The sequence below is a fragment of the Pseudoalteromonas maricaloris genome (assembly GCF_024746855.1).
GTDB classification, from domain to species: Bacteria; Pseudomonadota; Gammaproteobacteria; order Enterobacterales; family Alteromonadaceae; genus Pseudoalteromonas; species Pseudoalteromonas maricaloris.
Genome location: NZ_CP024625.1, coordinates 2,519,275 through 2,545,012, shown reverse-complemented (window position 1 = coordinate 2,545,012; position 25,738 = coordinate 2,519,275). Strand labels below are relative to the sequence as shown.

Genomic DNA, 25,738 nt, shown 5'->3' with positions numbered 1-25,738 from the left:
GATTTTTTTAGGTTAAAGAATGGAATTAGTATTACCCGATCACATTAAGTTTAGTCAAAGCTTGGCTGCTCCCATCGATATCAACTTGAGTGATTCCTGCGCTCAAGGCGTCACGCTTGGTGAACTTATTGAGCTTGGTGGCGGCAAAATGCCAGATATTGAACTGGGTTATAACCCGATTGCGGGCAGTGAAAGGCTAAAAGCGGCGATTAAAGCTTATCATCTGCCGACGACTGCATGTGTGGATCTTAATCAAATTGTGACGTTTAGCGGTGCTCAAGAAGCTATTTTCACTACGATGGCGCAATTACTAGACCCACAAGATGAGGTGGTGGTCTGTACGCCAAGTTACCCATCGCTTGCAAAACTCCCCAAACAGTTTGGCGCTATCGTCAACACGGTGCCATTGCGAGAAGAGGACAACTGGCAGGTTGATATAGAAAGACTCAAAAACGCAGTGACGACAAAAACCAAACTCATTATCGTCAATGCCCCTCATAATCCAACGGGCACAGGCTTGACTGACAAAGAAGTTGGACAAATACAGCAGCTAGCAGAGCAGTGTGGTGCTTACATTTTAAGTGATGAAGTATCAGCACAGAGGCATGGCGATGACCGCGCAGTAAGTGGGCGCTTTTCGGCTTATCCGCGGTCGATTACGTTAGGTGTATTATCCAAAAGCATGGGCTTGCCTGGCGTCCGAGTAGGGTGGGCAATTTGCGGTTCGAAAGCACTAGCGGATGCGCTGTTGGCTGGTAAAAGCTACTTAAGCATTTGTGGCAGTAAAGTGGATGATTTATTGGCGACGACCGCATTACTGCATAGTGAAACTATCTTAGCGTATAATGCGAAAATCATTGCAAACAACGTCCAATTGATGCGTGAATTTGTCAGTTTATACTCGCAAAAAGTAACTTGGGTTGAGCCGCATGGCGGTGTGTTGTCATTGCTGAAGATTAATTCAGTAAAGGATCCTGAAAAGTGGTCACGTCAATTTGCAGAGACCTCGAACACGCTATTGTTACCCGCAAAGTTATTTCTATTGGAGAGTGAGTGCCACTTCCGTTTAGGTACGGGTAAGCGCAACTTTGCCGCTGGTTTGGCAAGACTCGAAACATACCTCTAAATTAATCCAGCATTCAAACTAAGCGTCTATGATAGGTAGTGTTATTTTCACAATTAATGCAGGAAAGGAAAAACCTATGGTAAACGTTAAACATTTAATGGCTGGCTTTTTGGCCGTCATGCTTAGTGCATGTGCTTCAATGGGCGATGGTGACAAGGTTGAAAAGCAACGTGCCATCCTAGATATGAAAAACGATGTACTTACTCAGCTTTACAGCAAAAAGCCAGATACGCGTTCGCAAATTGCGGCAGCGCCGGGCTATGCTGTTTTTTCTAATGCCAATATTAATCTGCTATTTGTTGCAGCTGGAACAGGTTACGGTGTCGTACACGATAAAGCGGTAGGAAGTAACACTTATATGAACATGGCTGAAGGTGGTGTAGGCCTTGGTCTAGGTGTAAAAGATTATCGTATTGTGATGGTATTCCATACTCCTGAAGCAATGAATAAGTTTGTTACTTCAGGCTGGACGTTTGGCGGAAATGCAGATGCTGCAGCGAAAGCGGCTAAAAAAGGTGCGTCGGTAGAAGGCGAAGCCTATTATGGCGATGTTACAGTGTACACCTTTACTGAAAGTGGTTTGGCACTGCAAGCAACAGTAAAAGGTACCAAGTTCTGGAAAGATAAAGAACTAAATTAACCTGATCTAATAACAATTTTAGAGAAAAGCCCCGCAAGTCGGGGCTTTTTGTGTATTATTTTTTGATTTCTGTAGCGTTGACACTTTTCTCAAAACGCCTGTTTAACAATTGGCAGACGATAGTCAGCACAATGGCAGCGAACATAAAGCTTGAGAATGGCAAAGGTGACTCAGGAACCGCGAGTGCAAGTAAAGGGCCGACCAAAGCGCCACTACCAAATCGTAGCGTGCCTATCACCGCGGTAGCGGTACCGGTTTGATGTTCAAAACTCAGTAATATCAGTGCATCAGCGTTGCTGGCAATGATCCCCAAACTCATCATCAAAGGTGCAATGGCAGAAGCTAGCACCCAAACCGAGACTGATTGGCTACTGAGTATGACTAAGATCGTGGAGCAGACGACACCAATCGCAAGACCGATATTGAGCATTCTCCTAGAACCAAGCCTTGGCACTAAACGCGTGTTGGCAAAGTTACCGAGCATCAATGCAATCACATTCATGGCGAATAACACTCCAAACAGCTGCTCCGACACGCCATAATACTCAAGATAAATAAATGAAACTGAGGTTAAAAAACAAAAGAATGCGAATGATGCCAGCATCGAAGAAAGAATATCGTAGCGGGCCTTCTTTTGTGTTAACACAATACGATAGCTTTTTAAGAAAAACGATAAGCTAAGCGGTACATCGGCTTTGGTCGGAATTGCAATACAGAAAAACTGTAATGCGATGATAACGAGTACAGCATAAACCGCTAAAAACCAAAAAATGGCGTGCCAATCAAAGTACAACAAGATCAGCGCACCAAGTGAGGGAGCAATTAGTGGCGCGATCATCATGATCATTGAAACATAAGACATCCCTTTGGCTGTATGCTCTTTGTAATAATAGCGGATCACGCCTGGTACAACGACTGTTGCTGCGGCACCACAAAATGCTTGAACGACCCGTAAGAAGCAAAACATATCTATGTCATTCGTTAGCGCAAGCCCAATTGACGATGCGGTAAAGCCGACCAAGCCCCAAATAGCTAACGTCTGTCTTGAGAATCTATCTGCAAGGGGGCCAAACACCATCATGCCGACAGCATAACCTGCTAAATAGCTACTAAGAGAAACCTGTACTTGCTCAAGCGGGCTATTCAAGCTGTCTGCAATCGCAAGCATCGCGGGGAGATACAAGTCGATAGCCAAAGGCGTTATCGCGACAATACTAGCCAGTAATGGCAAGAGTATTGCTGGGAGTGTTGATGACTTCATAGGTTGGTATTGTTACCTTATTAATGTTAAGCAGAATAAATACACCAATCAGAGACGCTTTATATGGAGATGGAACTCGGTGCACTAGAGTAGAGCAACGAAAAGACGGCGTTTTGATCAGCAGAAGTTCATGAAAAATTTTTTATATTGTACTAAGTTAGTCTCGTTAAGTGACGAAATTGCGGTAAACTTAGAGAAACTTAAGTTATAAAATAAGAAAAGGAACAAGTTATGAAAAAACTGGTTCTCGCGATAGCTGTGGCAGCAACGCTTGCTGGCTGCAAAACATCGCCTACCGGACGCACTCAGTTAGCACTCTATTCCGAGCAGCAAATGGACCAAATGGGTGTTGCAAGCTTTGAACAAATGAAGCAAGAGCAAAAAGTCGATACTGATGCTAAAACCAATCGCTATGTTAAGTGTATTGCAAATGCCTTGATAGCACAACTCCCAACAAACTACGCAAACCAGCAATGGGAAGTTGTGGTCTTTGAAGATGACTCTGCCAATGCATTTGCGCTACCCGGCGGTAAAATCGGGGTTCATACGGGGATTCTCAAAGTTGCAGAAAACCAAGATCAACTTGCGGCGGTGATGGGTCATGAAGTAGGGCACGTTATTGCTGAACACGCTAATGAGCGCGTATCGCAAAACAGTGTGTTGCAGTTTGGTCTGCAAGCAGGTGCGGCGGTGCTTGAAATGAATAATATCGAATATCGCAATGCCATTATGCAGGGATTAGGTCTTGGTGCGCAGTATGGTGTGGCACTGCCATTTAGCCGCTCTCATGAAAGCGAAGCGGACGTTATCGGCTTAGATCTAATGGCTAAGGCTGGCTTTAATCCTGAAGGCTCGGTTGCGCTTTGGCAAAATATGGCGAAAATGAGCGAACAGCGTCCACCAGAATTTATGTCGACGCACCCTGCGCCTGAAAATCGAATTAAGCAATTACAAGCAAACATGACAACTGCCCAAGCAACCGCTAACAAAGCGCGTACGGGTGGTTTTGCACCAAGCTGTAAACGCTAATTTCTCAAAACACCAATTACCCTTCAGTTAAGTGTAATTGGTGTTGCCTTCCGTTTCACACATCAGCATAAATAGCCGTAACTCTAGCTCAAGTTGATGATAGTGGGGCTCCATATGCTTGAATCAAGGCTGCTTGCTAAACAGTTGTACTAGAGTGAGATTCAGTAATAGCTATCGAGTACTCCGCTATTTAACTTCGATGAGTCAAGTTTGGTAGCGCATTCTTTATGAAGGATGAGAGTTTTAAAGTGAGCCATCACGTTTATAAATTGAGCTAAATTGGGCGTAAATTCGGCTCAGGTAATAAGCGTTATGTAGTTATAACCCTCAGTTTGCGACAGTCAAACTTATCTAGTTCTTGGTAATCACACTCATTCAAATAAATATCAAAATTTGATTTTTATTTGTAAATTTGACCTTTTAATTCTAGTTGAGTTAGGTATACACGCATTTCAAACTCTAGCTGATGGTAGTTAGGGAGCATATGCTGGCACAATTGATAAAATGCCTTATCGTGTTGCTTTATTCTGATGTGGGCTAACTCATGAACAACAATCATCTCTAAAAACACCTCAGGTGCTGTTTTGAAAATATCACTAATTCGTATTTCATTTTTACTCTTTAACTTATTTCCCTGAACTCTTGAAATAAATGTATGCAAGCCCAGAGCGTTATTTACAGCATGGATTTTTTTATCGTAAATAACTTTACTTAATGGAGAGGACTTCCGTAAGTGAGTGTTCTTTAAATTTATGACATATTCACGAAGCAATTTATCGTTTTTAATATCATGCACTTTGGGGTGCTTCTTAAGTAAAAATTGACCTAGTGTATCTTGCTCAATCATCGTTCTGACTTGATCTTGCACTTCAAGTGAGTATGACGATAGATACTTTAACGGAGCTAATTTTACTTTTGAAGATGGCATTCTTTGTGTTTTTAAGCTTAGAAAGATGAATAAAGAAAATTGTACCTTACTTATTTTTATTCTGATAGTGACAACAGCTAATCGCTGAGCTCTCGATAGCGTTATCTTATTGTTGAGTATAAGGTCAAAAAATTTAATCTTTATTTTTATTTCAGACACAAACGAAAGTTCATGATTTTATTTCTTATGAGCTAAACAGTTAGTGATGTTGACCCACAATCGTTATACATAAGTTGACAACATTTAGCTGAAAAGTCGGTTGTTAGGAATGTCGCACATCCTTTTCTTTGAAATGTGCAAGCTCATGTACAACCAGTACTTCCAGTAGCGCTTAAAGCGCTTGCTTTAGCTGATTGGTGAAACTCATATAAGGCTTTTTCGTTTTGTAATTGATGGCCGAGAGGATACTTACGTTCGAGTACGATTTAATTTGCCCCGAGGTAATAAGTTGTTCAACTTACGATTGAATGGTGTCTGGGTAATGAAAAAAATAGCGAGTGAAATCCCATGTGGTTACTTCTAGAACAAATCATGTCGAGCAGTATAATGTATTAAAAAACAAACACGAATAGTTTCAAGAAGAGCTTGATGTATCAGGCAGGTTGTTTATGTGGCCAACTTGAGCTGCAAATTATCGGTAAAATTAACGATATTATCCACTGCCACTGTTCATTGTGTCGTAAGCCTATCGTTACTGCATATGCGACTAATGGATTTGTAAATACCTATGAATTGAACGTGGTAAAAGAGGCTGAAAACATGAAGTATTTTAAATTGGACGTAAACGTGATTTTTGTGCGCACTGTGCATCACCTCTGTTTAGTTCCAATGACGACTTACCAGACAAATTCAGATTACGATTAGGTATATCAGACTCGGATATCGACCTATGTCTCACAACTTTGTTACCAGCAAAGCGAATTTGGAAGGTCTCGATGCGAGCTTACCTCACTACGAAGAATTTGAGCCAAGTCGTGCTAAATAGCTAACTGAAAAATGTACGTATTGAGTGTTAAAAGTGGCGCAAGAGACACGCTTGCGCCACTTTTAGAAGGCATTATTACGCAATGAGTTAGTTACCAGCAGGTACAACAGCAATTTGGTCTTGACAGCCTTCTGAAAAACAACAAACATGATCACCAGATATTCCACCAGCAATTTTTCGAGTAGCGTTGTTAGGTAATGTTTGCTTGTTTTCTGAAAGCGCTTTTAATTTCTTTTTGTTTAATTTTATCATTTATAATTTCCTTTTTGTAAATAAGCAGGGTTGCTTGTATGTGTTTCTATTCACTGAACAAGCTAGTATATTTTACACTTGGTTGCAAGCTATTGTGAAAGTTCACAAAAAACTATTTTGTTGAGGTTGTTGTTCAGCGGGGAATAAACCCAATGTGATGTCCTTCCTTTGTAGGTCATTTATAAATTGCTTGGCTAGTATGGGGGCATCATAATTATCCGCGGTATGGAAAAACACATAGGGTGTTTTCCCTTCATCCAACCAGTGATTTATCTTGGCGAGCCAAGGGCGGTAAAAGGCGCGATTGGCTTCTAAGTCTGAACAACCAACATAACGTATCATTGGTGAGTTACTAGTTGCTATCACATGTAATGGCACTCTCGGCTTTTTTTGTTGAGCATCAATGATCGCTTGGGTGTTTGCAGGTTCGCTGAATAAAGGTCGTGTGTCCATCATGATGCGGTTGTAACTATTTGCCATTAAAAATTGGTTAAAACGTCGTTCGTTATCCGACTTGTCGAAAAACCCTAAATGACGTACCTCGATGCCTAGTTGCAGCTCTTTAGGTAATAATGAACAAAAGTCGATTATTTTTGGCAAATGTTCTGGACCGCATGCTTTAGGCAGCTGTAGCATCACCATCCCCAGTTTGTCGAAAATAGGTTCAAATAGCTGCAACCAATGGCTTATGCCTTGCTGACAGTTTTGCAGCGCCATTTCATGGGAAAAGCGCTTAGGAATTTTAAAGGTGAAACGAAAGTGCTCAGGCACATCATTTCGCCACTTTTCAATGGTGTTAGGTTTGGGATCAGCATAAAAGCTGGTGTTGCCTTCAACAGAGTTGAATATTTGCCCATATTCTTGGAGCATTCTATTGCTTTGGCAGTGAGTCGTAAAAAAGCGTCCTTTCCAGTGAGCTGAACTCCACTGTGGGCAGCCAAGGTATAACATAATTGAGCTTGTTTCGTTTAAATGGTGGTGTCAGTGTAATAAAGTTCACGAAATTTAGAAACAAAACGGGATCAAGGATGACATCAAGTCGGGTATTTTTATATAATCGCCGATAATTTTTCATATTAATGCCAGTTACCGCTTGGTGTAACTGAGAGACAGGAAAACTATGCGCTCAATATATTGCGGAAACTTAAACAAAAGCCACGTTGATCAAGAAGTAGAACTATGCGGTTGGATCAATAAACGTCGTGACCTTGGCGGCCTAATCTTTGTCGATTTAAGAGATAGAGAAGGACTTGTGCAAGTGGTATTCGATCCTGAAGTGGAAGGCTTAATGGATAAAGCGAATACGTTGCGCCAAGAGTTCTGTGTTCAGATCAAAGGTGTTGTCCGTGCGCGTCCTGAAAGCCAAGTTAACAAAGACATGGCAACGGGTGAAGTTGAGATCTTAGGTACTGGCTTAACCATTATCAACCGTTCAGAACCATTACCGCTTGACTTCAATCAGCAAAACTCTGAAGAGCGTCGTCTTAAATACCGTTATTTAGACCTACGCCGTCTAGAAATGAGCGATCGCATTAAGATGCGTGCTAAAGCGAGTAGCTTTGTGCGTCGTTTCTTGGATGAAAATGCATTCTTAGACATTGAAACGCCAGTACTAACTAAAGCAACACCTGAAGGCGCGCGCGACTATCTAGTACCAAGTCGTGTTCACAAAGGCAGTTTCTATGCGCTACCGCAGTCGCCGCAGCTATTTAAGCAGCTACTAATGATGTCTGGTTTTGACCGTTACTATCAAATCGTAAAGTGTTTCCGTGATGAAGACTTACGTGCCGATCGCCAGCCAGAGTTCACTCAAATAGATATCGAAACCTCATTTATGAGCTCAGATCAAGTTCGTGGCGTGACAGAAAAAATGATCCGTGAAATGTGGCAGTCTTTCCTAGACGTTGATTTGGGTGAGTTCCCTGTGATGCCATACAGCGAAGCGATGAGCAAATATGGTTCAGATAAACCAGACCTACGTAACCCGCTTGAGCTTATCGACGTTGCAGACATCGTAAAAGATGTTGAATTTAAAGTACTAAGCGGCCCTGCGAACGACGAAAAAGGTCGTGTTGCAGTACTGTCAGTACCAGGTGGCGCACAACTTTCACGTAAGCAAATCGATGAATACACTAAGTTTGTAGGTATTTACGGTGCGAAAGGCCTTGCATGGATGAAAGTGAATGACCGTGAGGCGGGTATCGAAGGCGTACAGTCACCAATCGCTAAGTTCTTGAATGAAGAAGTGATCAATGCACTGCTTGAACGCACAGGTGCAAACACAGGTGACATTATTCTATTCGGCGCAGACAAGCGTAATACTGTAAACGAAGCCATGGGCGCGCTACGTCTGAAGATTGGTCTTGATTTAGAAATCACTGATCTAACTAAATGGGCACCACTTTGGGTTGTTGACTTCCCGATGTTTGAAGAAGACGACGAAGGTAACTTACACGCGGTACACCACCCGTTTACTGCGCCTAAAGGCGTAAGTGCTGCGGACCTTGAAGCAAATCCAGCAGGTACACTTTCTGATGCATACGATATGGTACTTAACGGCTACGAAGTCGGTGGCGGTTCGGTTCGTATTCACAACAACGAAATGCAACAAGCGGCGTTCAGGATCCTAGGTATTGAAGAGTCTGAGCAGCAAGAGAAGTTTGGTTTCTTACTCGATGCTCTGAAGTATGGCACGCCTCCGCACGCAGGTTTGGCATTCGGTCTTGACCGTTTAGTGATGCTACTGTGTGGCACTGACAACATCCGTGACGTTATTGCGTTCCCGAAAACAACGCAAGCGTCGTGCTTGATGACTGATGCGCCAAGCCCTGCAAACCCAGATGCGCTAAAAGAGCTTGCTATCTCAATAGAAAAGCAGTTAGCAGAGCAAGGTGAAGGCGAGTAAGTTCGTCAACCAGATATAAAAGAGGCGACTTAGGTCGCCTTTTTTGATCAGATGAACTAGCTTATAACTGGTAATCTATACAGTATTTTGGCATTATAACCAAAAAACCAAGAGACGATGCGTTTGGCTGTCATTTTAGGAATTGATCCAGGGTCAAGATTTACAGGCTATGGTGTGATTGCTCACCAAGGTGCAAAGTTCCAATATTTGGGGAGCGGTTGCATTAAAGTTGGTGAACATGACTTTCCCACTCGATTAAAAATGATCTATCAAGGGATCACACAGCTCATAGAGCAGTTTTCGCCGAGCGACTTTGCGATTGAGCAAGTGTTCGTTGCGCATAATCCAAGTTCAGCCTTAAAACTTGGTCAAGCGCGAGGTGCGGCTATAGTTGCCGCGACCATGCAGTCAGTGGTTGTGAGTGAATATTCGGCAAGGCAAGTTAAACAAGCCGTTGCGGGTACCGGTGGTGCAGACAAAGCCCAAGTACAGGAAATGGTAAAGCGCATATTAAAGCTGCCTGGCACACCCCAAGCTGATGCTGCAGATGCGTTGGCGGTGGCGATTTGTCACGCGCACTCAAGGCAAAACTTAATAAATATGGCAGGCGCAGCGCGTAAAACCGTAAGAGGAAGGTTGAGATAACCATGATAGGAAAATTAAGCGGAACACTGTTAGAAAAGCAGCCACCAGAGATATTAATTGATGTTGCAGGTGTAGGTTATGAAGTGCAAATGCCTATGACTTGTTTTTATGAATTACCGAGCGTGGGCGAGCCGGTTTCAGTATTTACTCACTTTGTAGTACGTGAAGATGCGCAGTTACTGTTTGGTTTTAATACCAAGATCGCACGTGCATTGTTTAGAACGTTAATTAAAGCGAACGGAGTCGGTCCAAAACTCGGACTTGCGATTTTGTCGGGCATGTCGGCAGAGCAATTTGTTAGCTGCGTGAATCATGGCGATGCAACGACTTTGGTTAAGATCCCAGGAGTTGGTAAAAAGACCGCTGAGCGCCTAGTGCTTGAAATGAAAGATAAGCTAAAAGACTTTGGCAATGACTTACTCACACCGTTTAGCGATGCCGCTGTACTTGCGCCGCAAGAGCATCCGACGGTAAGTGATACCCCAGCAGATGAAGCGATTGCAGCCTTAATGGCATTAGGGTATAAACAAGTTCAAGCACAAAAAGCGGTAAAAGCCGTAAACAGAGAAGGCATGACGACCGAGAGTATCATTAAAGACGCTCTTAAATCGATGATGTAACTATGATTGAAGCAGATAGATTAATTGAACCTGAGATCCAAGGTAATGAAGATTTAGTTGATAGGGCGATTAGACCTAAATTACTAAATGATTATACTGGTCAGCCACATGTCAAAAAGCAAATGGAAATTTTTATTGCGGCGGCACGTTCAAGACAGGAAGCCTTAGATCACTTGCTGATATTTGGTCCGCCAGGTTTAGGTAAAACCACGCTTGCAAACATTGTCGCAAACGAGCTTGAGGTTAATATTAAAACTACCTCAGGACCTGTGCTTGAAAAAGCAGGGGATTTAGCCGCATTACTCACTAACCTTGAAGAAGGGGATGTGTTATTTATTGATGAGATCCATCGTTTAAGCCCTCAGGTGGAAGAAATTCTCTATCCTGCTATGGAAGACTACCAATTAGACATCATGATTGGTGAAGGCCCAGCTGCACGCTCAATTAAATTGGACTTACCGCCTTTTACTTTAGTTGGCGCAACGACACGTGCCGGCTCATTAACCTCACCATTGAGAGATCGTTTTGGTATTGTGCAGCGCTTGGAGTTTTACTCGGTTGCGGATTTGTCTTCGATTGTGACTCGCTCAGCGTATCATTTAAATCTAGAGATCAGCGAGTCGGGCGCAACTGAAGTGGCGCGTCGAGCGCGCGGTACACCACGAATAGCAAACCGTTTGCTACGCAGGGTAAGAGACTTTGCTGAAGTGAAGGGCGATGGCTCTATAACTGAAGAGATTGCGCACTTAGCGCTGGATATGGTCGATGTTGATAAATGTGGCTTCGATTATATGGACCGCAAATATCTGCTGGCAATCATAGAAAAGTTTACTGGTGGCCCGGTTGGTCTGGATAACCTTGCTGCGGCAATTGGAGAAGAAAAAGAAACCATCGAAGATGTGATAGAACCATTTTTGATCCAACAAGGCTTTATTCAACGCACGCCAAGAGGACGTATTGTCTCTGACAAAGCCTATATGCATTTTGAGCTAAGCAAGCCAGAATGATCTAAGTTGGGTAATAAACACCTTTATTCTTCATAATAGCCGAGTATTCACTCGGCTATTTCATTTCTACACTTGCGCATTGCAAATTACGTGTGCATAAATCCATCATTTTGTGTCAGCTAAATTCAGGCAAGATCCATCACTGCTGAAGTAATTTACCTGAGCTTCGGATAATTAATGCCTTTCTAGCTAGACAAGGAGGTAAATTAAGTTGCCCCTTAACAACAAGGAGTGAGAACCTTTCTTATCTAAACCTTAGGTAAATTTATCTCGACCTGTGTGGGTTATACGTTGCTTAAACTATTTGTAGATTGTCTCGTCCTTTAAACCAAGCGCTAAATAAAAACCGCAAAAAGACCGAGTGTCAAAGAAAACGTGGAGCGTAATAAGGAGCTTGCACCAAATTTCAGGTAAAAAAAAGCCCGCAAATAATGCGGGCAAAACAACAAGTTGAAGGAAGTAATCCAGGGAACAAGATGAGTTACTTTGGGTTTTATCCACAAAATGCGTCATCTAAGCAATACGAAAAATCAGAATCCTATTGCAAGTAACTGTGCTTTGCTGAAACTTCAGCTGCTCGCTCAGTACAGGGTGTATATTAAAGAGGTTTTGGTGTTTCATCAAACTAGAAAAATTCTTTTTTCAGATAAAAAAAACTAATATCAGAATTTTCATTGAGGTTAAAAAGTGAGCTTAAATGTGGTGATGTATTTATGTAAGTTTATGTAAAATATGGTTTTGTATGTTAAATGCGCAAAATGTAAATATTAGATAATCTGTTGTTAATTGGTAAGACCAATCTGTTTTTTGAAGTTTTATTCTCTATTTGTGCATAAAACTCCTATTTTATGCAGTTTTGGGTCATATTTAGAGACTGTGATGGAGATTGTCGAATTTGCTTAAGTTTGGGTAAAGCAAAGGGAGTTACACTGTTTAGCTCTATTTATCGTCAAATACAATGAATTCGCAGTATTGAGATTGTAAGGTATTTATAGTGTGGTTAAACTAGCTGAACCTTTTGGTAGTAAATCTAGTCTATCTCTAGATATTGCTCGGTAGAGCGCAAGAATATAAATGGCTACCATTGCCGAAACACTTTTGGGAGTATAATAACGTGGAATCGGGACTAAATTTTGTCGATCTAATTTTAAAAGCCAGCTTTTTGGTACAACTTGTTATGTTGACCCTGGTGGGATTGTCTATTGCTTCTTGGGCAATTATTTTTCAACGTAAAACTGTCATTTCTCAAGCCCAAAGCCAATCAAAGAATTTCGAGCAAAAATTTTGGTCCGGTATGGATCTTAGCAAACTCTATAATGAAATAGCTGCAAGGACTGGTAGCGCGTCAGGACTAGAAGCGCTATTTGTATCCGGCTTTAAAGAGTTTGCAAAGCATAAAAAAGGCAATATCCAATCTCCTTCAATTGTTGTTGAAGGTACTCACCGTTCAATGCGTGTCGCGCTTTCTCGTGAAATTGAAAAGTTAGAATCAAGCCTTTCTTTTTTAGCAACAGTTGGCTCTATCAGTCCTTACATCGGTCTATTTGGTACCGTTTGGGGGATCATGAATGCTTTCATCGCGCTTGGCGAAGTGAAACAAGCGACACTGCAAATGGTTGCACCAGGTATTGCTGAGGCGTTGATAGCAACAGCCATGGGTCTGTTTGCGGCAATTCCAGCGGTTATGGCGTATAACCGATTTGCCAAAAATGTAGAAAAGCTAGAAACTCAGTACATTAACTTTATGGAAGAGTTCGCTAATATTCTTTATCGTCAGGCTGCAACACAAGTAGAGGCAAAACAAAATGTATCAGCGTAAGAGACGTCGTCCCGTTGCGGAGATCAACGTCGTTCCTTATATTGATGTTATGTTGGTGCTGTTAATCATTTTTATGGCAACGGCTCCACTTATCCAGCACGGCGTAAAAGTAGACTTACCTCAGATGGAAGAGTCTGAATTGGTTGAAACTAAAGACTCGCCACCGATTATTGCCACCATTGATGCTGAAGGTCGCTATTTTGTGACTGTTGGTACGGACCCTGAAGCACCAATGGATGCAGTAGAAGTAGCTGCGGTGATTAAACTTAAGTTAGAACAAAATCCAGATACCCCTGTAATGATTAAAGGTTCAGGCAGAGTGTCGTATCAAGAAGTACTTTATTTAATGGACTTCTTGAAAAAAGCGGGTGTTCCTTCTGTTGGCCTAATGACTAAATCATTTGAGGATGAGTAATGAGTTCATTATCTAGCAGCGTAGTTAAGTCAGTATTGCTTCATGGCGCGATTGGCGGTCTGCTATTTGCTACGGCAAATTTTCAAGTTGATACACCTACTGTGATGGAAGTCACCTTAAATCCACAGCAAAAAGATCAAAAGCCTGAAAGGGCGGTTTCTGCGGTGTCGGTTGATCAGCAAGCAGTTGAGAAAAAGATTGCTGATTTAAAAAAGCGTGAAGAAGAAAAGCAAGCTGCTGAAGATCGCCGTATTCGCGATCTTGAACAGCGTGCGCAGCAAGCCAGAAAAGACCGCGAAGCCGAAGCACGGCGCATTAAAAAGCTGGAGCAAGAGCGTCAAGCTAAGTTGGAAGAGACTCGCCAAGCTGAGGCGCAAGCCAAACGCGCTCGCGAAATTGAGAAAAAACAACGTGAGCAGGCTGATAAAGCGAGAGCTGAAAAAGCCGCTGCGGAAGAAGCTGCTAAAAAGGCTGCAGCCCAGCGTCAAGCTGAGGAAGATCGCTTAAGAAAAGCCGAAGAGGCGAGGAAACGTCGCGAAGCTGAGGAAAAACGAAAAGCGGAAGAAGCGGAGCGTCAACGTCAAAAGGCACTTGAAGAACAAATGCTGCGTGACCAGCTTGCGAAAGAGCAGGCAGCAAGAGCGAAGATCCGTCAACAGCAAGTATTGAGCGAAGTGGATAAGTTTAAAGCACTTATCATGCAACGCATTCAAGCAAACTTGCTTATCGATGAAACAATGAAAGGTAAGCAATGCCGAGTAAACATTCGTCTAGCCTTTAATGGCCTTGTGACGCATGTAGAGTCATTGGGCGGCGACAAGCTAGTTTGTGAAGCTGCTATCCGTGCTGTGAAAATGGCCGATACTTTACCTGTTTCTAAAGATAAAGACGTGTTTGAACAGCTTAAGAATATCAATTTAACAATTAAACCAAATTTTTAAAGGACGAACATGCTAAAGAAGTTCACAACCTTATTGCTGGTTTTTACTCTGGGTGTATCACAGTTTGCGCAAGCCGCACTTGAAATTGTGATAACAGAAGGGGTAGACAGTGCCAGACCCATCGCAATTGTACCATTTAAATATAATGGCACTGGTGAAATGCCGTCGAGTTTAAGTGACGTTATTTCTGCAGACTTGATGCGCAGCGGTAAATTTAAGCCCGTTGCTGAGGCTGACATGCCTCAATTACCTACAACTGACTCAGAAATCGACTACGCTGCATGGGTCGATGCGGGGGTTGAAGCGGTAGTTGTAGGCACAGTGACCCAGCAATCTGCTGGACGCTACTTGGTAAAGTATGAACTGATTGACGTGATCAGAGCACAGCTTACTGGTGGTGAAACTCGCATTATGTCAAATGGTCGCTTAATGCAAAGCGACGACCATGTGCTTGAAGGACGCCAAAGTATTGTTAGCAGTACGGGCTTTAGAAACTATGCGCACCAAATCAGCGATGTAGTATATGAAGCCTTAACGGGTGAAAGAGGCGCATTTAGAACTAAGATTGCCTACGTCATCGTACGTGATGGCCAAGATAAGCCATACCAGTTAGTTGTTGCCGATTATGACGGTTACAACGAGCAGGTGTTATTGCGCTCCAAAGAGCCGTTAATGTCTCCTGCATGGTCGCCGGATGCAAACAAACTTGCGTACGTGACTTTTGAAAATCGCCAATCGCAAATTTACATTCAAGATATTTACACTGGAAAACGCGAACTTGTCACAAGTCACCCTGGTATTAATGGCGCACCACAGTTTTCTCCTGATGGAACTAAATTACTTGCAGTACTCTCTAAGGACTCAGGTGGTGCGACAGAAGTATATCTAATTGACCTGAAAACTCGTCAAGAAACACGCTTAACTCGTCATCGTAGTATAGATACTGAGCCTTCTTGGCATCCAAACGGTCAAGAAATTGTGTATACATCTGAAAGGGGTGGTAATGCTCAGATTTATAAGTTAAATTTAAAAACTGGTAGGTCTAAGCGAGTTACGTTCGACGGCGACATGAACTTAGCAGGTTCGATCACGCCAGATGGTAAACGTCTGATTATGGTTAACCGTACGCTGGGCCGTTACCACATTGCGAAAAAAGAATTAGATTCCGGGCTGTTTCAAGTGCTAACTCGTACGAGACTAGATGAGTCTCCGAGCATTGCACCAAATGGTTCGATGATAATATACAGCACCTTGCACAATAATAAGCAGGTATTGGCATTGGTGTCTATGGATGGTCGTTTCAAGGCAAGGTTACCTGTCTTGGACGGTCAAGTTAAGGCACCAGCCTGGTCGCCGTTTTTACAGTAATTTTGCTGGTTAGATTTATAAAGATATAGGAATATACTCGATGCAACTTAACAAAACTCTAAAAGCCTTAATGGTCGCGTTGCCAGTGATGACACTTGCAGCATGTAGCTCATCTTCAAGTGTTGATGAGGGCGCGGCTAGCGAAAGCAACCAAGCGGCAACCACACAAGACAACACTGTTGATGTAAACACTATGTCTCGCGAGAAATCTGCTGAAGAAAAACTACGTGAGAAATATGAAGCCCTACGTCAAGAACAGATCGTTTACTTCGATTTTGATAAATCTACTATTCAGAGCAAATATGCTGAACTACTTCAAGCGCACGCTGATTTCCTAGTGAAAAACCCAAGCGTGAAAGTACTTGTTGAAGGTCACGCTGATGAGCGTGGTACGCCAGAGTACAACATCGCACTAGGTGAGAGCCGTGGTAAATCAGTTGCTAAATACCTTCAAAGCCTTGGTGTTTCTGACAGCCAAATCTCTGTAGTGAGCTATGGTGAAGAAAAACCAATGATTAAGTCACGTACAGAAGAAGCGTTCGCTAAGAACCGTCGCGCGGTATTAGTGTACTAAGAAAGAGTTATTATGAAGCCGAATACTATTTTGGCAGCATTCTTACTCATGAGCGGGAGCGCCCAAGTTTGGGCTGCTCCCGCTCCTGTTTCAGAAGCTGCAAATTCAAATCAAACACTAGAAGAACGTGTCTCTCAACTTGAGAGTATGATGAGAACCCGCAATTTGCTACAGGCTGAGTTACAGCAACAGCTTAATCTTTTGCAAGAAGAAGTAAGCCAAGTGCGTGGTGTGACAGAAGAGCAGAGCTATAAGCTTGAAAAAGTGCTACAACGTCAACGTGAGTTGTATCAAGAGATTGAAAATCGCGTCAGTCAAGCTTATGACCAGTCACAATCCACTGCAGCTGCGGTAACGCCTGATGTTACGCCTGAGCAAGCATTCAGCAGTAATCTGTCTGAGAATGAAGCGTATGACCGTACAGTAAACATGATAATGAAGGATAAGCGCTACGATGCGGCGATCCCTGAGTTTCAAAGTTTCTTACAGCAGTATCCAAATTCAGTGTATGTGCCGAACGCGCATTACTGGTTAGGTCAGCTATTCTTAATAAAATCTGACGATAGTAAAGCCAAGTCTCATTTTGCAACCGTTGTTGATAATTTCCCTGAATCGAATAAACGTCCAGAAGCGATGTTAAAGCTGGGTACTATTTTACATAAACAGGGACAAGCCGCTGAAGCGAAGACACTCCTTAATAAATTGATTAAAGAGTATCCAAGTACGACTCCTGCAAAATTGGCAACAGAGCGTTTAGCGAAGATGTAATTATCACTTTTTGAGCTGAGTGCCTTAAAATTAGGCGCTTAGTCATAAAAAGTGAAAAAAACTAGCTATTTCAGTTGCACTCAAAATTTAAATAAGTATTATAAGCGCCCGCAGCAGGCGATTGGTAACAAAAAACTGCTGCGTTAAGTGGGTCATTAGCTCAGTTGGTAGAGCAGTGGACTTTTAATCCATTGGTCGATGGTTCGAGTCCATCATGACCCACCACTTTACAAGCTTTAGAATTCATATTTGAGCGGGTCATTAGCTCAGTTGGTAGAGCAGTGGACTTTTAATCCATTGGTCGATGGTTCGAGTCCATCATGACCCACCACTTTATAAGCTTGCGAATTCGATTTTGAGCGGGTCATTAGCTCAGTTGGTAGAGCAGTGGACTTTTAATCCATTGGTCGATGGTTCGAGTCCATCATGACCCACCACTTACAAGCATACGAATTCGATTTTGAGCGGGTCATTAGCTCAGTTGGTAGAGCAGTGGACTTTTAATCCATTGGTCGATGGTTCGAGTCCATCATGACCCACCACTTACAAGCACATGAATTCAATTTTGAGCGGGTCATTAGCTCAGTTGGTAGAGCAGTGGACTTTTAATCCATTGGTCGATGGTTCGAGTCCATCATGACCCACCATCTATAAGCTTGTGAATTCGATTTTGAGCGGGTCATTAGCTCAGTTGGTAGAGCAGTGGACTTTTAATCCATTGGTCGATGGTTCGAGTCCATCATGACCCACCACTTACAAGCATACGAATTCAATTTTGAGCAAGTCATTAGCTCAGCTGGGTGAAAAAAGAACGAAGCAAGGCTTCGCCGCTTTTTGAACGCGAGTCAGGACGACGAGCCGGAACACCTCTTCAGGATGAATCAATGGCACTTTTAATGCTTGAGCGGGTCATTAGCTCAGTTGGTAGAGCAGTGGACTTTTAATCCATTGGTCGATGGTTCGAGTCCATCATGACCCACCACTTACAAGCATGCGAATTCAATTTTGAGCAAGTCATTAGCTCAGTTGGGTGAAAAAGACCGAAGCGAGGCTTCTACGCTTTTTGAACGCGAGTCAGGACGACTAAGCGGAACATCTCTTCAGGATGAATTAATGGCACTTATAATGCTTGAGCGGGTCATTAGCTCAGTTGGTAGAGCAGTGGACTTTTAATCCATTGGTCGATGGTTCGAGTCCATCATGACCCACCATCCTCTTATTCTTCATATATTATTCAAAATACTTTCTTAAACTCGCCATTTTGAGCTAAACATTCGCTAGGATTACCCCTGTATTTTTCGTATAATTCTACCTAATTATGCAATGTGGACTAGTGGTCGAGAAATGAGTCTAGCTGAACGTATTATGCCGGAAGATTACATCTTCCCTCCAAAACCTGCCCCTCTTACCGTTGAAGAAAAAGCAGAGTATAAAGCGCGTATCAAAGCGCTATTAGTTGAAAAAAATGCGGTACTGGTTGCCCATTATTATACTGATCCTGAGATCCAAGCACTTGCTGAAGAAACTGGCGGTTGTGTTGCTGATTCATTAGAAATGGCACGATTTGGCGCTAAGCAAGAAGACAAAGACATGATCATCGTCGCCGGCGTGCGCTTTATGGGCGAAACGGCAAAAATATTAACACCGCACAAAACCGTTGTGATGCCAACACTCGAAGCAACTTGCTCGTTGGACGTAGGCTGCCCTATCGACGAGTTTTCTGCGTTTTGCGATCAACATCCAGACAGAAAAGTGGTGGTATACGCCAATACCTCAACTGCGGTAAAGGCCAGAGCGGATTGGATCGTCACCTCTTCTTGTGCGCTTGAGATTGTTGAGCACCTTGATGAGCAAGGCGAAAAAATCATCTGGGGTCCGGATAAGCACTTAGGTTCTTATATCCAAAAGAAAACGGGCGCCGATATGATCATGTGGAACGGTGCGTGTATCGTTCATGATGAATTTAAAACCAAAGCCCTTAAAGACATGAAGCAGCTACATCCTGACGCTGCGGTACTGGTTCACCCTGAATCTCCTGCGGAAATCGTAGACTTAGCAGATGCAGTAGGCTCAACGAGTCAGTTAATTAAAGCTGCGCAAGAAATGGATAATCAGAAGTTTATCGTTGCCACCGATCGCGGTATCTTCTATAAAATGCAGCAACTTTGCCCTGAGAAAGAGTTCTTCGAAGCACCAACCGCTGGTGAAGGCGCCACATGCCGTAGCTGTGCCCATTGCCCTTGGATGGCAATGAACGGCCTACAAGCAATTGAAGAAGCGCTTATCAGCCCACAAGGCAAAGAAGTCTTCGTTGATATGGAATTGCGTGAAGGCGCACTACGTTCGCTCAATCGCATGCTAGATTTTTCTGCATCCTTGCAGAAATAGTAGGATTAATAGGCAAATAGATCCTAAAAGCAAAAAACTGCTTGATAAACTGCGAGGCTTTTCATAGTATTAGCCCCGCAATTCAGTGCGGAGAGATGGCTGAGTGGCTTAAGGCGCACGACTGGAACTCGTGTATACGTTTATAGCGTATCGAGGGTTCGACTCCCTCTCTCTCCGCCATTCCTTCTTTATTCAAATCAATTACCTACTAAAAGCTGCTCGTACTTTTGGGGACATTCTGGGGCTATGATAACCCTAAACTTTATTTTTATTTCCTAAATACAGCGCATCTTCAAAAACCCTTCTGGTTTACGTCATTTCTATTTAAAAATATCTTTGTTTGTGCAATTTAGCTTTAGATTATCGGCTGGAGCCGCAAACGGCATAGTCGTACGAATTTGAGTTCAGTACCCGTGATTTATCTCGACTTAAATGTCTCAGCGATATAAAGCTAAACAAACATGAGGTTGAGCGAGTTTGGCTATCTTCTTTACAAAAATACGAAACGCCCACTTTAAGTTTAAAAATTACTTTTCTAAAAGCCATTCGAACCAGACTGATTTCTGAGTATCGGGGTCGGTTTGTAGGTGGAGTAGGGTATCAAATTGAGCAGGCTTGAACTCAATAGGCGGTGCTAGCACTTGAGTATTTTGCGTTAAGGTTACGCCATTTTTCCGTCCTTTTTCGGTTACCTCACAGACCCCGTTTTTGCATGTCACATCCGGTTCTGGGAGGGAAATACTTTCTTCAGATTGGGTCATGACATAGCGCTCGTTGATGCTACTTGCCTCGGTGAACGTTTTAAATTGCGTTGCTGAGTCACTGGTCGCAATACCGGCTGTTACTTCTGCTATATGTGCCAGAAACTGGTAGCTGCCTTGGTGAGAGAGTGCGCCAAGGCCAGGGTCTGTGATAAAAGATACAAAGCCCGCGTCCAGAGCACTGGAAGATAGTGCACCATTATTCATCAGGCGATCTATAGAGGCTTGATCTCTTTGCGTAAATCCGACAGTGAGCTTTTGGCCTTCGGTATTAAAATGCCCCTCGTTGAAATTACTGAGTAATTTGCCGTCATCATGTCGTCGGTAGTTTCCTATGTCACTAGCAAGTTTTTGAATATACTCGAAATCTATGCCACTTTTCTCTGCATATTCATACATATCAGCCAGCATAAATCTGTCTTTATGAGTCAAGAAGTCATAGTTGCTGCGTTCTAAGTTATGTGAAGACATCCCTTCAGCGCCATTGTGCACTTTAGGTTCATTGCCAGCAAACAGATCTGTAACCATTAGGCTATAGTAATGCTCAGCTTGATTGCTCATTGTATGCGCTGATAAGTTCATGTCTTGGAGCGCTGACTCGAAGTGTGACTGTGCTTGCGAAAGATAATCATCAGGGAGCATAGCTTTACCGAGTTCTGAGAATGTCTGGCTATGTGTGTATAGCGCAGCTTCAAATGATGTCATTGCATTATCATCATTGAGGGCGTTCCGCTTCAGCTCAGACAACGCTCGTTGATCAAGTGCATGCCACTTTTCGTAAGCAGCAGCCTTCTCTGCTTTTGAAAAGGTATTACTGGGATCCATGGCGATAGTCTCCAGTTGAGGTTTGGACAGTTGCTCAAACTCCCACTTAGCCGAATTAACCTCTTCTTGATTGCTTTGCGCTTGCCACGTTAAAACGTTGTTATTCTGTAGAAATGATTGCTGATTTAAACGGGCTGAGTCAATTGCCTGTTGTGCTTCTTTTAGTCTCACCGCCAATGAAGAAACAGACACCTGTGTAGTAAGTGTATTGCTCTGCTTGGTGACCGTATTCAAACGATATGAGGTAGCAGGTGAAGCTTTGGTTTTAGTGCGCCATCGGGTATCTGATATATCCATATTGTCTGTCCCTGTGGTTTGTTAACCCTTTCTTATATAGGTGTTAAGTAAGAGTTTGTTGGTAAAATAGTAGAAATAAATACTGTTCTTCCTGTTTGCTTCTATAATAGTTGGGACTAACTGATATATTAGCGGTGCTAAAACATTCGCTCTTAGGCATTAGACATAGCCAAATCCCTCGAAGCATTAGGAGAAGTTTCTGCATTTTTGTTAAGGTTTTACTATAAGCTCGATAGTAGCATAGTTCAGCTGCTCTGGAAGTTTATTCTGAAAAGCTCGCAGACGTGGCGATACCAAAGTAAGTCTGCCAGCTGAGCTGATGGAATATGAAACCCATCACTATTTCCAACTACGGGGGATAGCTTTATGATCATTGGCTTGGTTTGATGTCTTTACATGATACCGATACTCCCCAAAATGCCAATTGGCAATAATAGAATCCATTGCGGTAATTTAATAAACGTTTGTAACTTAAAAAAATACCAGCCAACTGATATAAAAACGATAAAAAATATAATGAAGCAAATCGAGATCCCGATGACTAAATGGTGAAATGAGTTTAAGTCGTACCAGCCAATAATAGTTAAGGAGACTCCGGAAAGGACCAAAATAGTTGACACTAGATGCCAGCAACTTAAGAGAGTAGCTTTACCTATATCAGGTAGGTCACTTTTAAGAAGTGGCCTAATAGGGTCTAGTTGACCTGCAAAGATATGTATAAGTGACGTCAATAGCGCGATGATACCTGCAAAAAATATCCAACTGTTCATCATGTTTTCCATGTAAATTTGATTAGATAGCAGCATAGAGTTGTCGCTTTAGTTTCTTTGCATCGGCTAATGCTGCTTTGTTCAAAATATTAGACAAAATGTTACATTGGGCTCTATATGCAATTTGACAGTGATCAAATATTCAATTATTTACTAATTTTATAACCTAGTTCATGTCAAATATTAGCTTACATAACGAGCCACATTTTATAGTCTTATAAATTTTACTTAAAAAGTAGCTTAGTGTTCCTCAAACGATTCTTGGGGATAACTAAACTTCTATCTTGTTAAAATACTTAATATTAGGTGGTGCACTGAGAAATGAACTCAGTTTTTCCAATACACCGTTATTATTAATGAAATTCAAATATGCTAGATGACTTTCTATCGTTAGCCACTCCTCATCTAAAAGCATTTCATCATTTTTTTCATCATATAAAACGCTAACCTGCAAATTTCCTTTAAAACCTCTAACGTTGGGCAAGTTGTGTTCTAAAAAGGGAAGTAGGGCTTGAAATTGCTCAGGCTTTACTTGGCAGTTTAGGGTAACTCTTACACTCATCTGTTTTACTCCTTATGGTTATCTTCACTCAGACTATCTAACCTGCCGAGCACCAACTACCCAAGGAATGTCAAAACTAACGATTTTCCGTCATTTACATCGTTTTATTTGTTTTGGAGTTATACCATACTGAAGCTTGAATGCTTTGATAAAGGCTGACACATTTTCATAGCCCATTGTCAAAGCAACTTGCGTCACAGACAGCTCTTTTTCTACTAACAATATTTTAGCCTGAGATAGTTTTTTTTCTCGCAACCATTTTTGTGGTGTAACTTTGTAAGTCGCTTTGAAATCACGATTAAAGCTAGAAAGACTTCTCCCTGATAAATGCGCTAAATCACCAACAGTGAGATGAAGTACATCAAGCGTTTCTAGTAGTCGAATAAGGTTTCGCCGAGGAGGGATGCACCTTTTTGAGGATAGTACGGAATGAAAAATGGCTTGGTTGTCTTTCCAAGAAATAAGGTGGAGTAGCTCTTGCAGCTTAATGTTTAAATAAGAAGGTGATTTTATATCACCTATAATGGAATCAAAAAAAGTGCTGAATTCATTACAACCTTCCAACAAGCAAAAGGTTGGCGCGCTACTGGGGCAATCTAAGGGCTTTTTAAGTTTACTCAAATAATCCACAACAACACTGTCATCAAAAAATACCAAGTAAGCTTTTAAGGACTCCGTTTCTTTAACAAAATCAGATTGTAGTTTTAGCCCTTGAGGGAGAAATATTGCGCTTCCTGCCTTCAACTCAATCGTGTCGTTGTCACGGTTTGTAATTACCTCACGTCCGCTTTCAATATATATCAAACATGGTGTATTGATGTAAAACTCAACGTTTACCAAGTCCCGCTCAAGACTTTTATAAAAAATAACAGAGTTTTTATGATGACTAACAACAGCCACATCTTTGATCGCAAATAGAGCTTGAGGAAGCACTAAAACACTAGATTGAGTATGTTCAAAAATTGTTTTCATTTTTATAAAAGCCGCTAAGTTTTCAGATAGGCTTAAAGTTTACGTCTGCATAATTGACAGATAAAAGTTAGCTAAAATTGTAGCGAAAAGTGTTAAAGGGTCGCTTTGATGCACTTTATTTAAGTATCGCTTAGCTTTACTTTGCAAACACGGCATCAAAGCTTTCACCTGAATTTAATCTATCTATGCCTTCGTAGAGTTTTTTAGGATCAATTTTTTCAAATGCGACTCTTGATGCTTGATAAGCCCAAATTTCTCGAGGAGAAAAGTCTGATAATTCCATTACTTGATTTACTTTTGAACTATCAATATTTATGTTCTCTAGTAGTAGTGGATGCCTGTAGTCTACATAAGTACCCGAGCCTTCAAGTAGCCAAGGTTTCATTTTAAAATTTTTAGTAAAAAAGTTAGCTCTATGGAACACCTCTGCATGTGCTGTCTCGTGTGCAATCACATCAATATTAATGCCTTTGGGGCCAATAAACACACACTCCCTAAATAATGAACTTCGCGCCATCCCTGTTGGGTTGAAACCAAATTTCCAGTATGTTGAGTTTTTGGACACAATATACCTTGGATTGGAGCTCATTTTACCAAAAGCTTCATCAACTCTTTTTTTTGCTTTTTGCACCAATTCAATAAAATTTCCTTGCTCTGTTTTTTTCATGGAGTCATCAGCATAAATTTCTGGGTAAGTTTCTTTAAATCCCATAAGCGGTGTAATTTCACATGCAAGTGCCTCCTTGTTAAAAATGAAAATAGATAAAAAAGTGGTAATGCACAAAAGGATCAAAATAAATTTAAGTATTTTCACCTAGTCTCCTTGTAAAACTAACGCGTATTAATTTTTTCTGTATAAAAAGTAGGTCGGTGCTAACATTTTCACCAAAAGCGAAATAACATTCCTCGTATGTTGCGACTAATGCTAACAAATGAAAGGTGGTCATTACTATCAAGAATTATGAGCGACTTTAGTTGACCATTTATATAACTTGATGTGTGATAGAGCAAATGACAACTGGTTTTGGCAAAGGGAGTACCACGTGTTTGGCAGCTAAGCCTTAAAGGAGCAGTAATACCAGAGCAAAGCGTAATACAGGCTATTTTAATTAGTGCAGACAAATACAACTCTGGGCTATGGATGGTTGTAACTAATTGTTTTTAATTTAATTTTAGTAGAGCCTATGCGGCACTCGGTATTTTTTGAAAAAACTCAGGAAAAGTTGAGTTATGAAATCTCGAAACTACAATGAAGCGCTCAATAACTCACCTCCAACATAGAGAAAAAAGATGGAGCTCAACAAAATATCAAATAAGGAATTGAAGTTGGCTCTTAAGGCCAGTGCGGCATTAGATATTGAAATCTCAGATGATGAGTATTTGCGCTGTTTTACTTATACCGAAAATTGGGTTGCTGGTATTGATATCGCGACTTACGAAAATGGGGGCGGCGACAATATTGTTGTCGTGATCAAAGGCGAGTCGATCCTTATCAAGGGATTCGATCATGAGTCAGAAGTTAGCCCTCATGCTCAAGAAGAGTACGGTGTATGGCCGGGGATGTACGAGGGAGCGCCAACTGAGCTGTTGGAAGTACTGAATGACGAGGTTTCGAAATAGAAGAGTTCACGTTTTGCATTTGGCGACTTGATAATGAAGCAACTTGGTCTCAAGGAGCAGTAGAGTTTAATAATGATGAAAGTGACGGTATGAGCTGGCTTCTGTCAGCTATTACTACCACTCCAAGCGCCTTTATTGAATATGTCGAAAGCTATCATGACGGTGATTTCAACCTGCTAACGCCAGAGAAAATACATGACGTATTTGCGGCGCAAATGTAGAGTATGTCAACTAAGCTGCTGAAGGCTTTTCTCCGGCAG

General features: G+C 41.9%; 24 protein-coding genes, 9 tRNA genes and 1 pseudogene. 26 read left to right on the top strand and 8 right to left on the bottom strand.

Annotated elements, in window-relative coordinates; all coding sequences use genetic code 11:
- Positions 1 to 19 precede the first annotated feature (19 nt).
- Both CTT31_RS11085 and CTT31_RS11080 read left to right on the top strand, forming a co-directional pair.
- Entirely contained in the window at positions 20 to 1,126 is a 1,107-nt protein-coding gene (locus tag CTT31_RS11085) for an aminotransferase class I/II-fold pyridoxal phosphate-dependent enzyme (RefSeq protein WP_211857859.1), read from the top strand.
- A gap of 76 nt (positions 1,127 to 1,202) precedes the next feature.
- On the top strand, positions 1,203 to 1,766 hold the full coding sequence (locus CTT31_RS11080) for a lipid-binding SYLF domain-containing protein (RefSeq protein WP_010377570.1): 564 nt from the start codon (positions 1,203 to 1,205) through the stop codon (positions 1,764 to 1,766).
- A gap of 55 nt (positions 1,767 to 1,821) precedes the next feature.
- Here the strand turns inward: CTT31_RS11080 and CTT31_RS11075 are convergent, their stop codons facing one another.
- Positions 1,822 to 3,027, bottom strand: a complete 1,206-nt coding sequence (locus CTT31_RS11075) for a Bcr/CflA family multidrug efflux MFS transporter (RefSeq protein ID WP_211857857.1) — start codon at positions 3,025 to 3,027, stop codon at positions 1,822 to 1,824.
- A 231-nt stretch (positions 3,028 to 3,258) separates the two neighbouring features.
- Here CTT31_RS11075 and CTT31_RS11070 point away from each other — a divergent pair, with 231 nt between their 5' ends.
- The gene (locus CTT31_RS11070; protein WP_039497298.1) at positions 3,259 to 4,056 is read left to right on the top strand and encodes a M48 family metallopeptidase; all 798 of its coding nucleotides are present in this window, start codon (positions 3,259 to 3,261) and stop codon (positions 4,054 to 4,056) included.
- Positions 4,057 to 4,456: 400 nt separating this feature from the next.
- On the opposite strand, the gene CTT31_RS11065 is transcribed toward CTT31_RS11070, so the two are convergent.
- On the bottom strand, positions 4,457 to 4,984 hold the full coding sequence (locus tag CTT31_RS11065; RefSeq protein WP_039497933.1) for a YgjP-like metallopeptidase domain-containing protein: 528 nt from the start codon (positions 4,982 to 4,984) through the stop codon (positions 4,457 to 4,459).
- Between the two features lie 588 nt (positions 4,985 to 5,572).
- Here CTT31_RS11065 and CTT31_RS11060 point away from each other — a divergent pair.
- Positions 5,573 to 5,969, top strand: a pseudogene (locus tag CTT31_RS11060) (GFA family protein).
- Positions 5,970 to 6,056: 87 nt separating this feature from the next.
- Here CTT31_RS11060 and CTT31_RS11055 read toward each other — a convergent pair.
- The gene (locus CTT31_RS11055; RefSeq protein WP_165383798.1) at positions 6,057 to 6,221 is read right to left on the bottom strand and encodes a hypothetical protein; all 165 of its coding nucleotides are present in this window, start codon (positions 6,219 to 6,221) and stop codon (positions 6,057 to 6,059) included.
- Positions 6,222 to 6,323: 102 nt separating this feature from the next.
- Entirely contained in the window at positions 6,324 to 7,172 is an 849-nt protein-coding gene (locus tag CTT31_RS11050; protein WP_039497299.1) for a DUF72 domain-containing protein, read from the bottom strand.
- A gap of 169 nt (positions 7,173 to 7,341) precedes the next feature.
- Here CTT31_RS11050 and aspS point away from each other — a divergent pair, with 169 nt between their 5' ends.
- The 20 genes from aspS to CTT31_RS10950 all read left to right on the top strand — a co-directional run bounded on the left by aspS (position 7,342) and on the right by CTT31_RS10950 (position 19,851).
- Positions 7,342 to 9,126, top strand: coding sequence for an aspartate--tRNA ligase (gene aspS / locus CTT31_RS11045; RefSeq protein WP_260491259.1), 1,785 nt, complete (start codon positions 7,342 to 7,344; stop codon positions 9,124 to 9,126).
- Positions 9,127 to 9,249: 123 nt separating this feature from the next.
- The gene (gene ruvC / locus CTT31_RS11040) at positions 9,250 to 9,771 is read left to right on the top strand and encodes a crossover junction endodeoxyribonuclease RuvC (protein WP_260491258.1); all 522 of its coding nucleotides are present in this window, start codon (positions 9,250 to 9,252) and stop codon (positions 9,769 to 9,771) included.
- 2 nt (positions 9,772 to 9,773) lie between these two features.
- Positions 9,774 to 10,391, top strand: a complete 618-nt coding sequence (ruvA, locus tag CTT31_RS11035; protein ID WP_010377584.1) for a Holliday junction branch migration protein RuvA — start codon at positions 9,774 to 9,776, stop codon at positions 10,389 to 10,391.
- Between the two features lie 2 nt (positions 10,392 to 10,393).
- A complete protein-coding gene (gene ruvB, locus CTT31_RS11030; RefSeq protein ID WP_010377587.1) occupies positions 10,394 to 11,398 on the top strand; it encodes a Holliday junction branch migration DNA helicase RuvB in 1,005 nt (334 codons plus the stop codon).
- Between the two features lie 1,114 nt (positions 11,399 to 12,512).
- Positions 12,513 to 13,217 (top strand): protein TolQ, encoded by a 705-nt coding sequence (gene tolQ / locus CTT31_RS11025; RefSeq protein WP_010377591.1) that lies wholly within the window; start codon positions 12,513 to 12,515, stop codon positions 13,215 to 13,217.
- Positions 13,204 to 13,632, top strand: coding sequence for a protein TolR (gene tolR, locus CTT31_RS11020; protein ID WP_010377593.1), 429 nt, complete (start codon positions 13,204 to 13,206; stop codon positions 13,630 to 13,632). The genes tolQ and tolR overlap by 14 nt, the downstream gene beginning before the upstream one ends.
- Positions 13,632 to 14,573 carry a cell envelope integrity protein TolA gene (tolA, locus tag CTT31_RS11015; protein WP_010377595.1) on the top strand — a complete coding sequence of 314 codons (942 nt, stop codon included), beginning with the start codon at positions 13,632 to 13,634 and terminating at the stop codon, positions 14,571 to 14,573. The genes tolR and tolA overlap by 1 nt, the downstream gene beginning before the upstream one ends.
- A gap of 9 nt (positions 14,574 to 14,582) precedes the next feature.
- On the top strand, positions 14,583 to 15,941 hold the full coding sequence (gene tolB, locus CTT31_RS11010) for a Tol-Pal system beta propeller repeat protein TolB (RefSeq protein WP_128727756.1): 1,359 nt from the start codon (positions 14,583 to 14,585) through the stop codon (positions 15,939 to 15,941).
- 40 nt (positions 15,942 to 15,981) lie between these two features.
- Entirely contained in the window at positions 15,982 to 16,515 is a 534-nt protein-coding gene (gene pal / locus CTT31_RS11005) for a peptidoglycan-associated lipoprotein Pal (protein ID WP_017215988.1), read from the top strand.
- Between the two features lie 12 nt (positions 16,516 to 16,527).
- Positions 16,528 to 17,283 (top strand): tol-pal system protein YbgF, encoded by a 756-nt coding sequence (ybgF, locus tag CTT31_RS11000; protein ID WP_260491254.1) that lies wholly within the window; start codon positions 16,528 to 16,530, stop codon positions 17,281 to 17,283.
- A 149-nt stretch (positions 17,284 to 17,432) separates the two neighbouring features.
- Positions 17,433 to 17,508: transfer RNA gene (locus tag CTT31_RS10995), tRNA-Lys, on the top strand.
- Positions 17,509 to 17,538: 30 nt separating this feature from the next.
- Positions 17,539 to 17,614 (top strand) — tRNA-Lys (locus tag CTT31_RS10990).
- A 30-nt stretch (positions 17,615 to 17,644) separates the two neighbouring features.
- Positions 17,645 to 17,720, top strand: a tRNA-Lys gene (locus tag CTT31_RS10985).
- A 29-nt stretch (positions 17,721 to 17,749) separates the two neighbouring features.
- Positions 17,750 to 17,825 (top strand) — tRNA-Lys (locus tag CTT31_RS10980).
- 29 nt (positions 17,826 to 17,854) lie between these two features.
- Positions 17,855 to 17,930 (top strand) — tRNA-Lys (locus CTT31_RS10975).
- 29 nt (positions 17,931 to 17,959) lie between these two features.
- Positions 17,960 to 18,035: transfer RNA gene (locus tag CTT31_RS10970), tRNA-Lys, on the top strand.
- Positions 18,036 to 18,189: 154 nt separating this feature from the next.
- Positions 18,190 to 18,265, top strand: a tRNA-Lys gene (locus tag CTT31_RS10965).
- Between the two features lie 153 nt (positions 18,266 to 18,418).
- Positions 18,419 to 18,494: transfer RNA gene (locus CTT31_RS10960), tRNA-Lys, on the top strand.
- Between the two features lie 133 nt (positions 18,495 to 18,627).
- A complete protein-coding gene (nadA, locus tag CTT31_RS10955; RefSeq protein WP_026000839.1) occupies positions 18,628 to 19,671 on the top strand; it encodes a quinolinate synthase NadA in 1,044 nt (347 codons plus the stop codon).
- 89 nt (positions 19,672 to 19,760) lie between these two features.
- Positions 19,761 to 19,851: transfer RNA gene (locus CTT31_RS10950), tRNA-Ser, on the top strand.
- A gap of 347 nt (positions 19,852 to 20,198) precedes the next feature.
- Here CTT31_RS10950 and CTT31_RS10945 read toward each other — a convergent pair.
- The 4 genes from CTT31_RS10945 to CTT31_RS10930 all read right to left on the bottom strand — a co-directional run bounded on the left by CTT31_RS10945 (position 20,199) and on the right by CTT31_RS10930 (position 24,672).
- On the bottom strand, positions 20,199 to 21,554 hold the full coding sequence (locus CTT31_RS10945) for a hypothetical protein (protein ID WP_260491253.1): 1,356 nt from the start codon (positions 21,552 to 21,554) through the stop codon (positions 20,199 to 20,201).
- Between the two features lie 1,041 nt (positions 21,555 to 22,595).
- Positions 22,596 to 22,886 carry a putative quinol monooxygenase gene (locus tag CTT31_RS10940; RefSeq protein WP_260491252.1) on the bottom strand — a complete coding sequence of 97 codons (291 nt, stop codon included), beginning with the start codon at positions 22,884 to 22,886 and terminating at the stop codon, positions 22,596 to 22,598.
- A 90-nt stretch (positions 22,887 to 22,976) separates the two neighbouring features.
- Positions 22,977 to 23,858: an AraC family transcriptional regulator gene (locus CTT31_RS10935; protein WP_260491250.1), complete on the bottom strand. Its 882-nt coding sequence runs from the start codon at positions 23,856 to 23,858 to the stop codon at positions 22,977 to 22,979.
- A 136-nt stretch (positions 23,859 to 23,994) separates the two neighbouring features.
- On the bottom strand, positions 23,995 to 24,672 hold the full coding sequence (locus CTT31_RS10930) for a hypothetical protein (protein ID WP_138583092.1): 678 nt from the start codon (positions 24,670 to 24,672) through the stop codon (positions 23,995 to 23,997).
- Between the two features lie 512 nt (positions 24,673 to 25,184).
- Between CTT31_RS10930 and CTT31_RS10925 the strand changes: the two genes are divergently transcribed.
- Both CTT31_RS10925 and CTT31_RS10920 read left to right on the top strand, forming a co-directional pair.
- Positions 25,185 to 25,478: a hypothetical protein gene (locus CTT31_RS10925; protein ID WP_260491248.1), complete on the top strand. Its 294-nt coding sequence runs from the start codon at positions 25,185 to 25,187 to the stop codon at positions 25,476 to 25,478.
- Between the two features lie 89 nt (positions 25,479 to 25,567).
- Complete coding sequence (locus CTT31_RS10920; RefSeq protein WP_260491247.1) at positions 25,568 to 25,699, top strand: hypothetical protein; 132 nt, start codon at positions 25,568 to 25,570, stop codon at positions 25,697 to 25,699.
- Positions 25,700 to 25,738 lie beyond the last annotated feature (39 nt).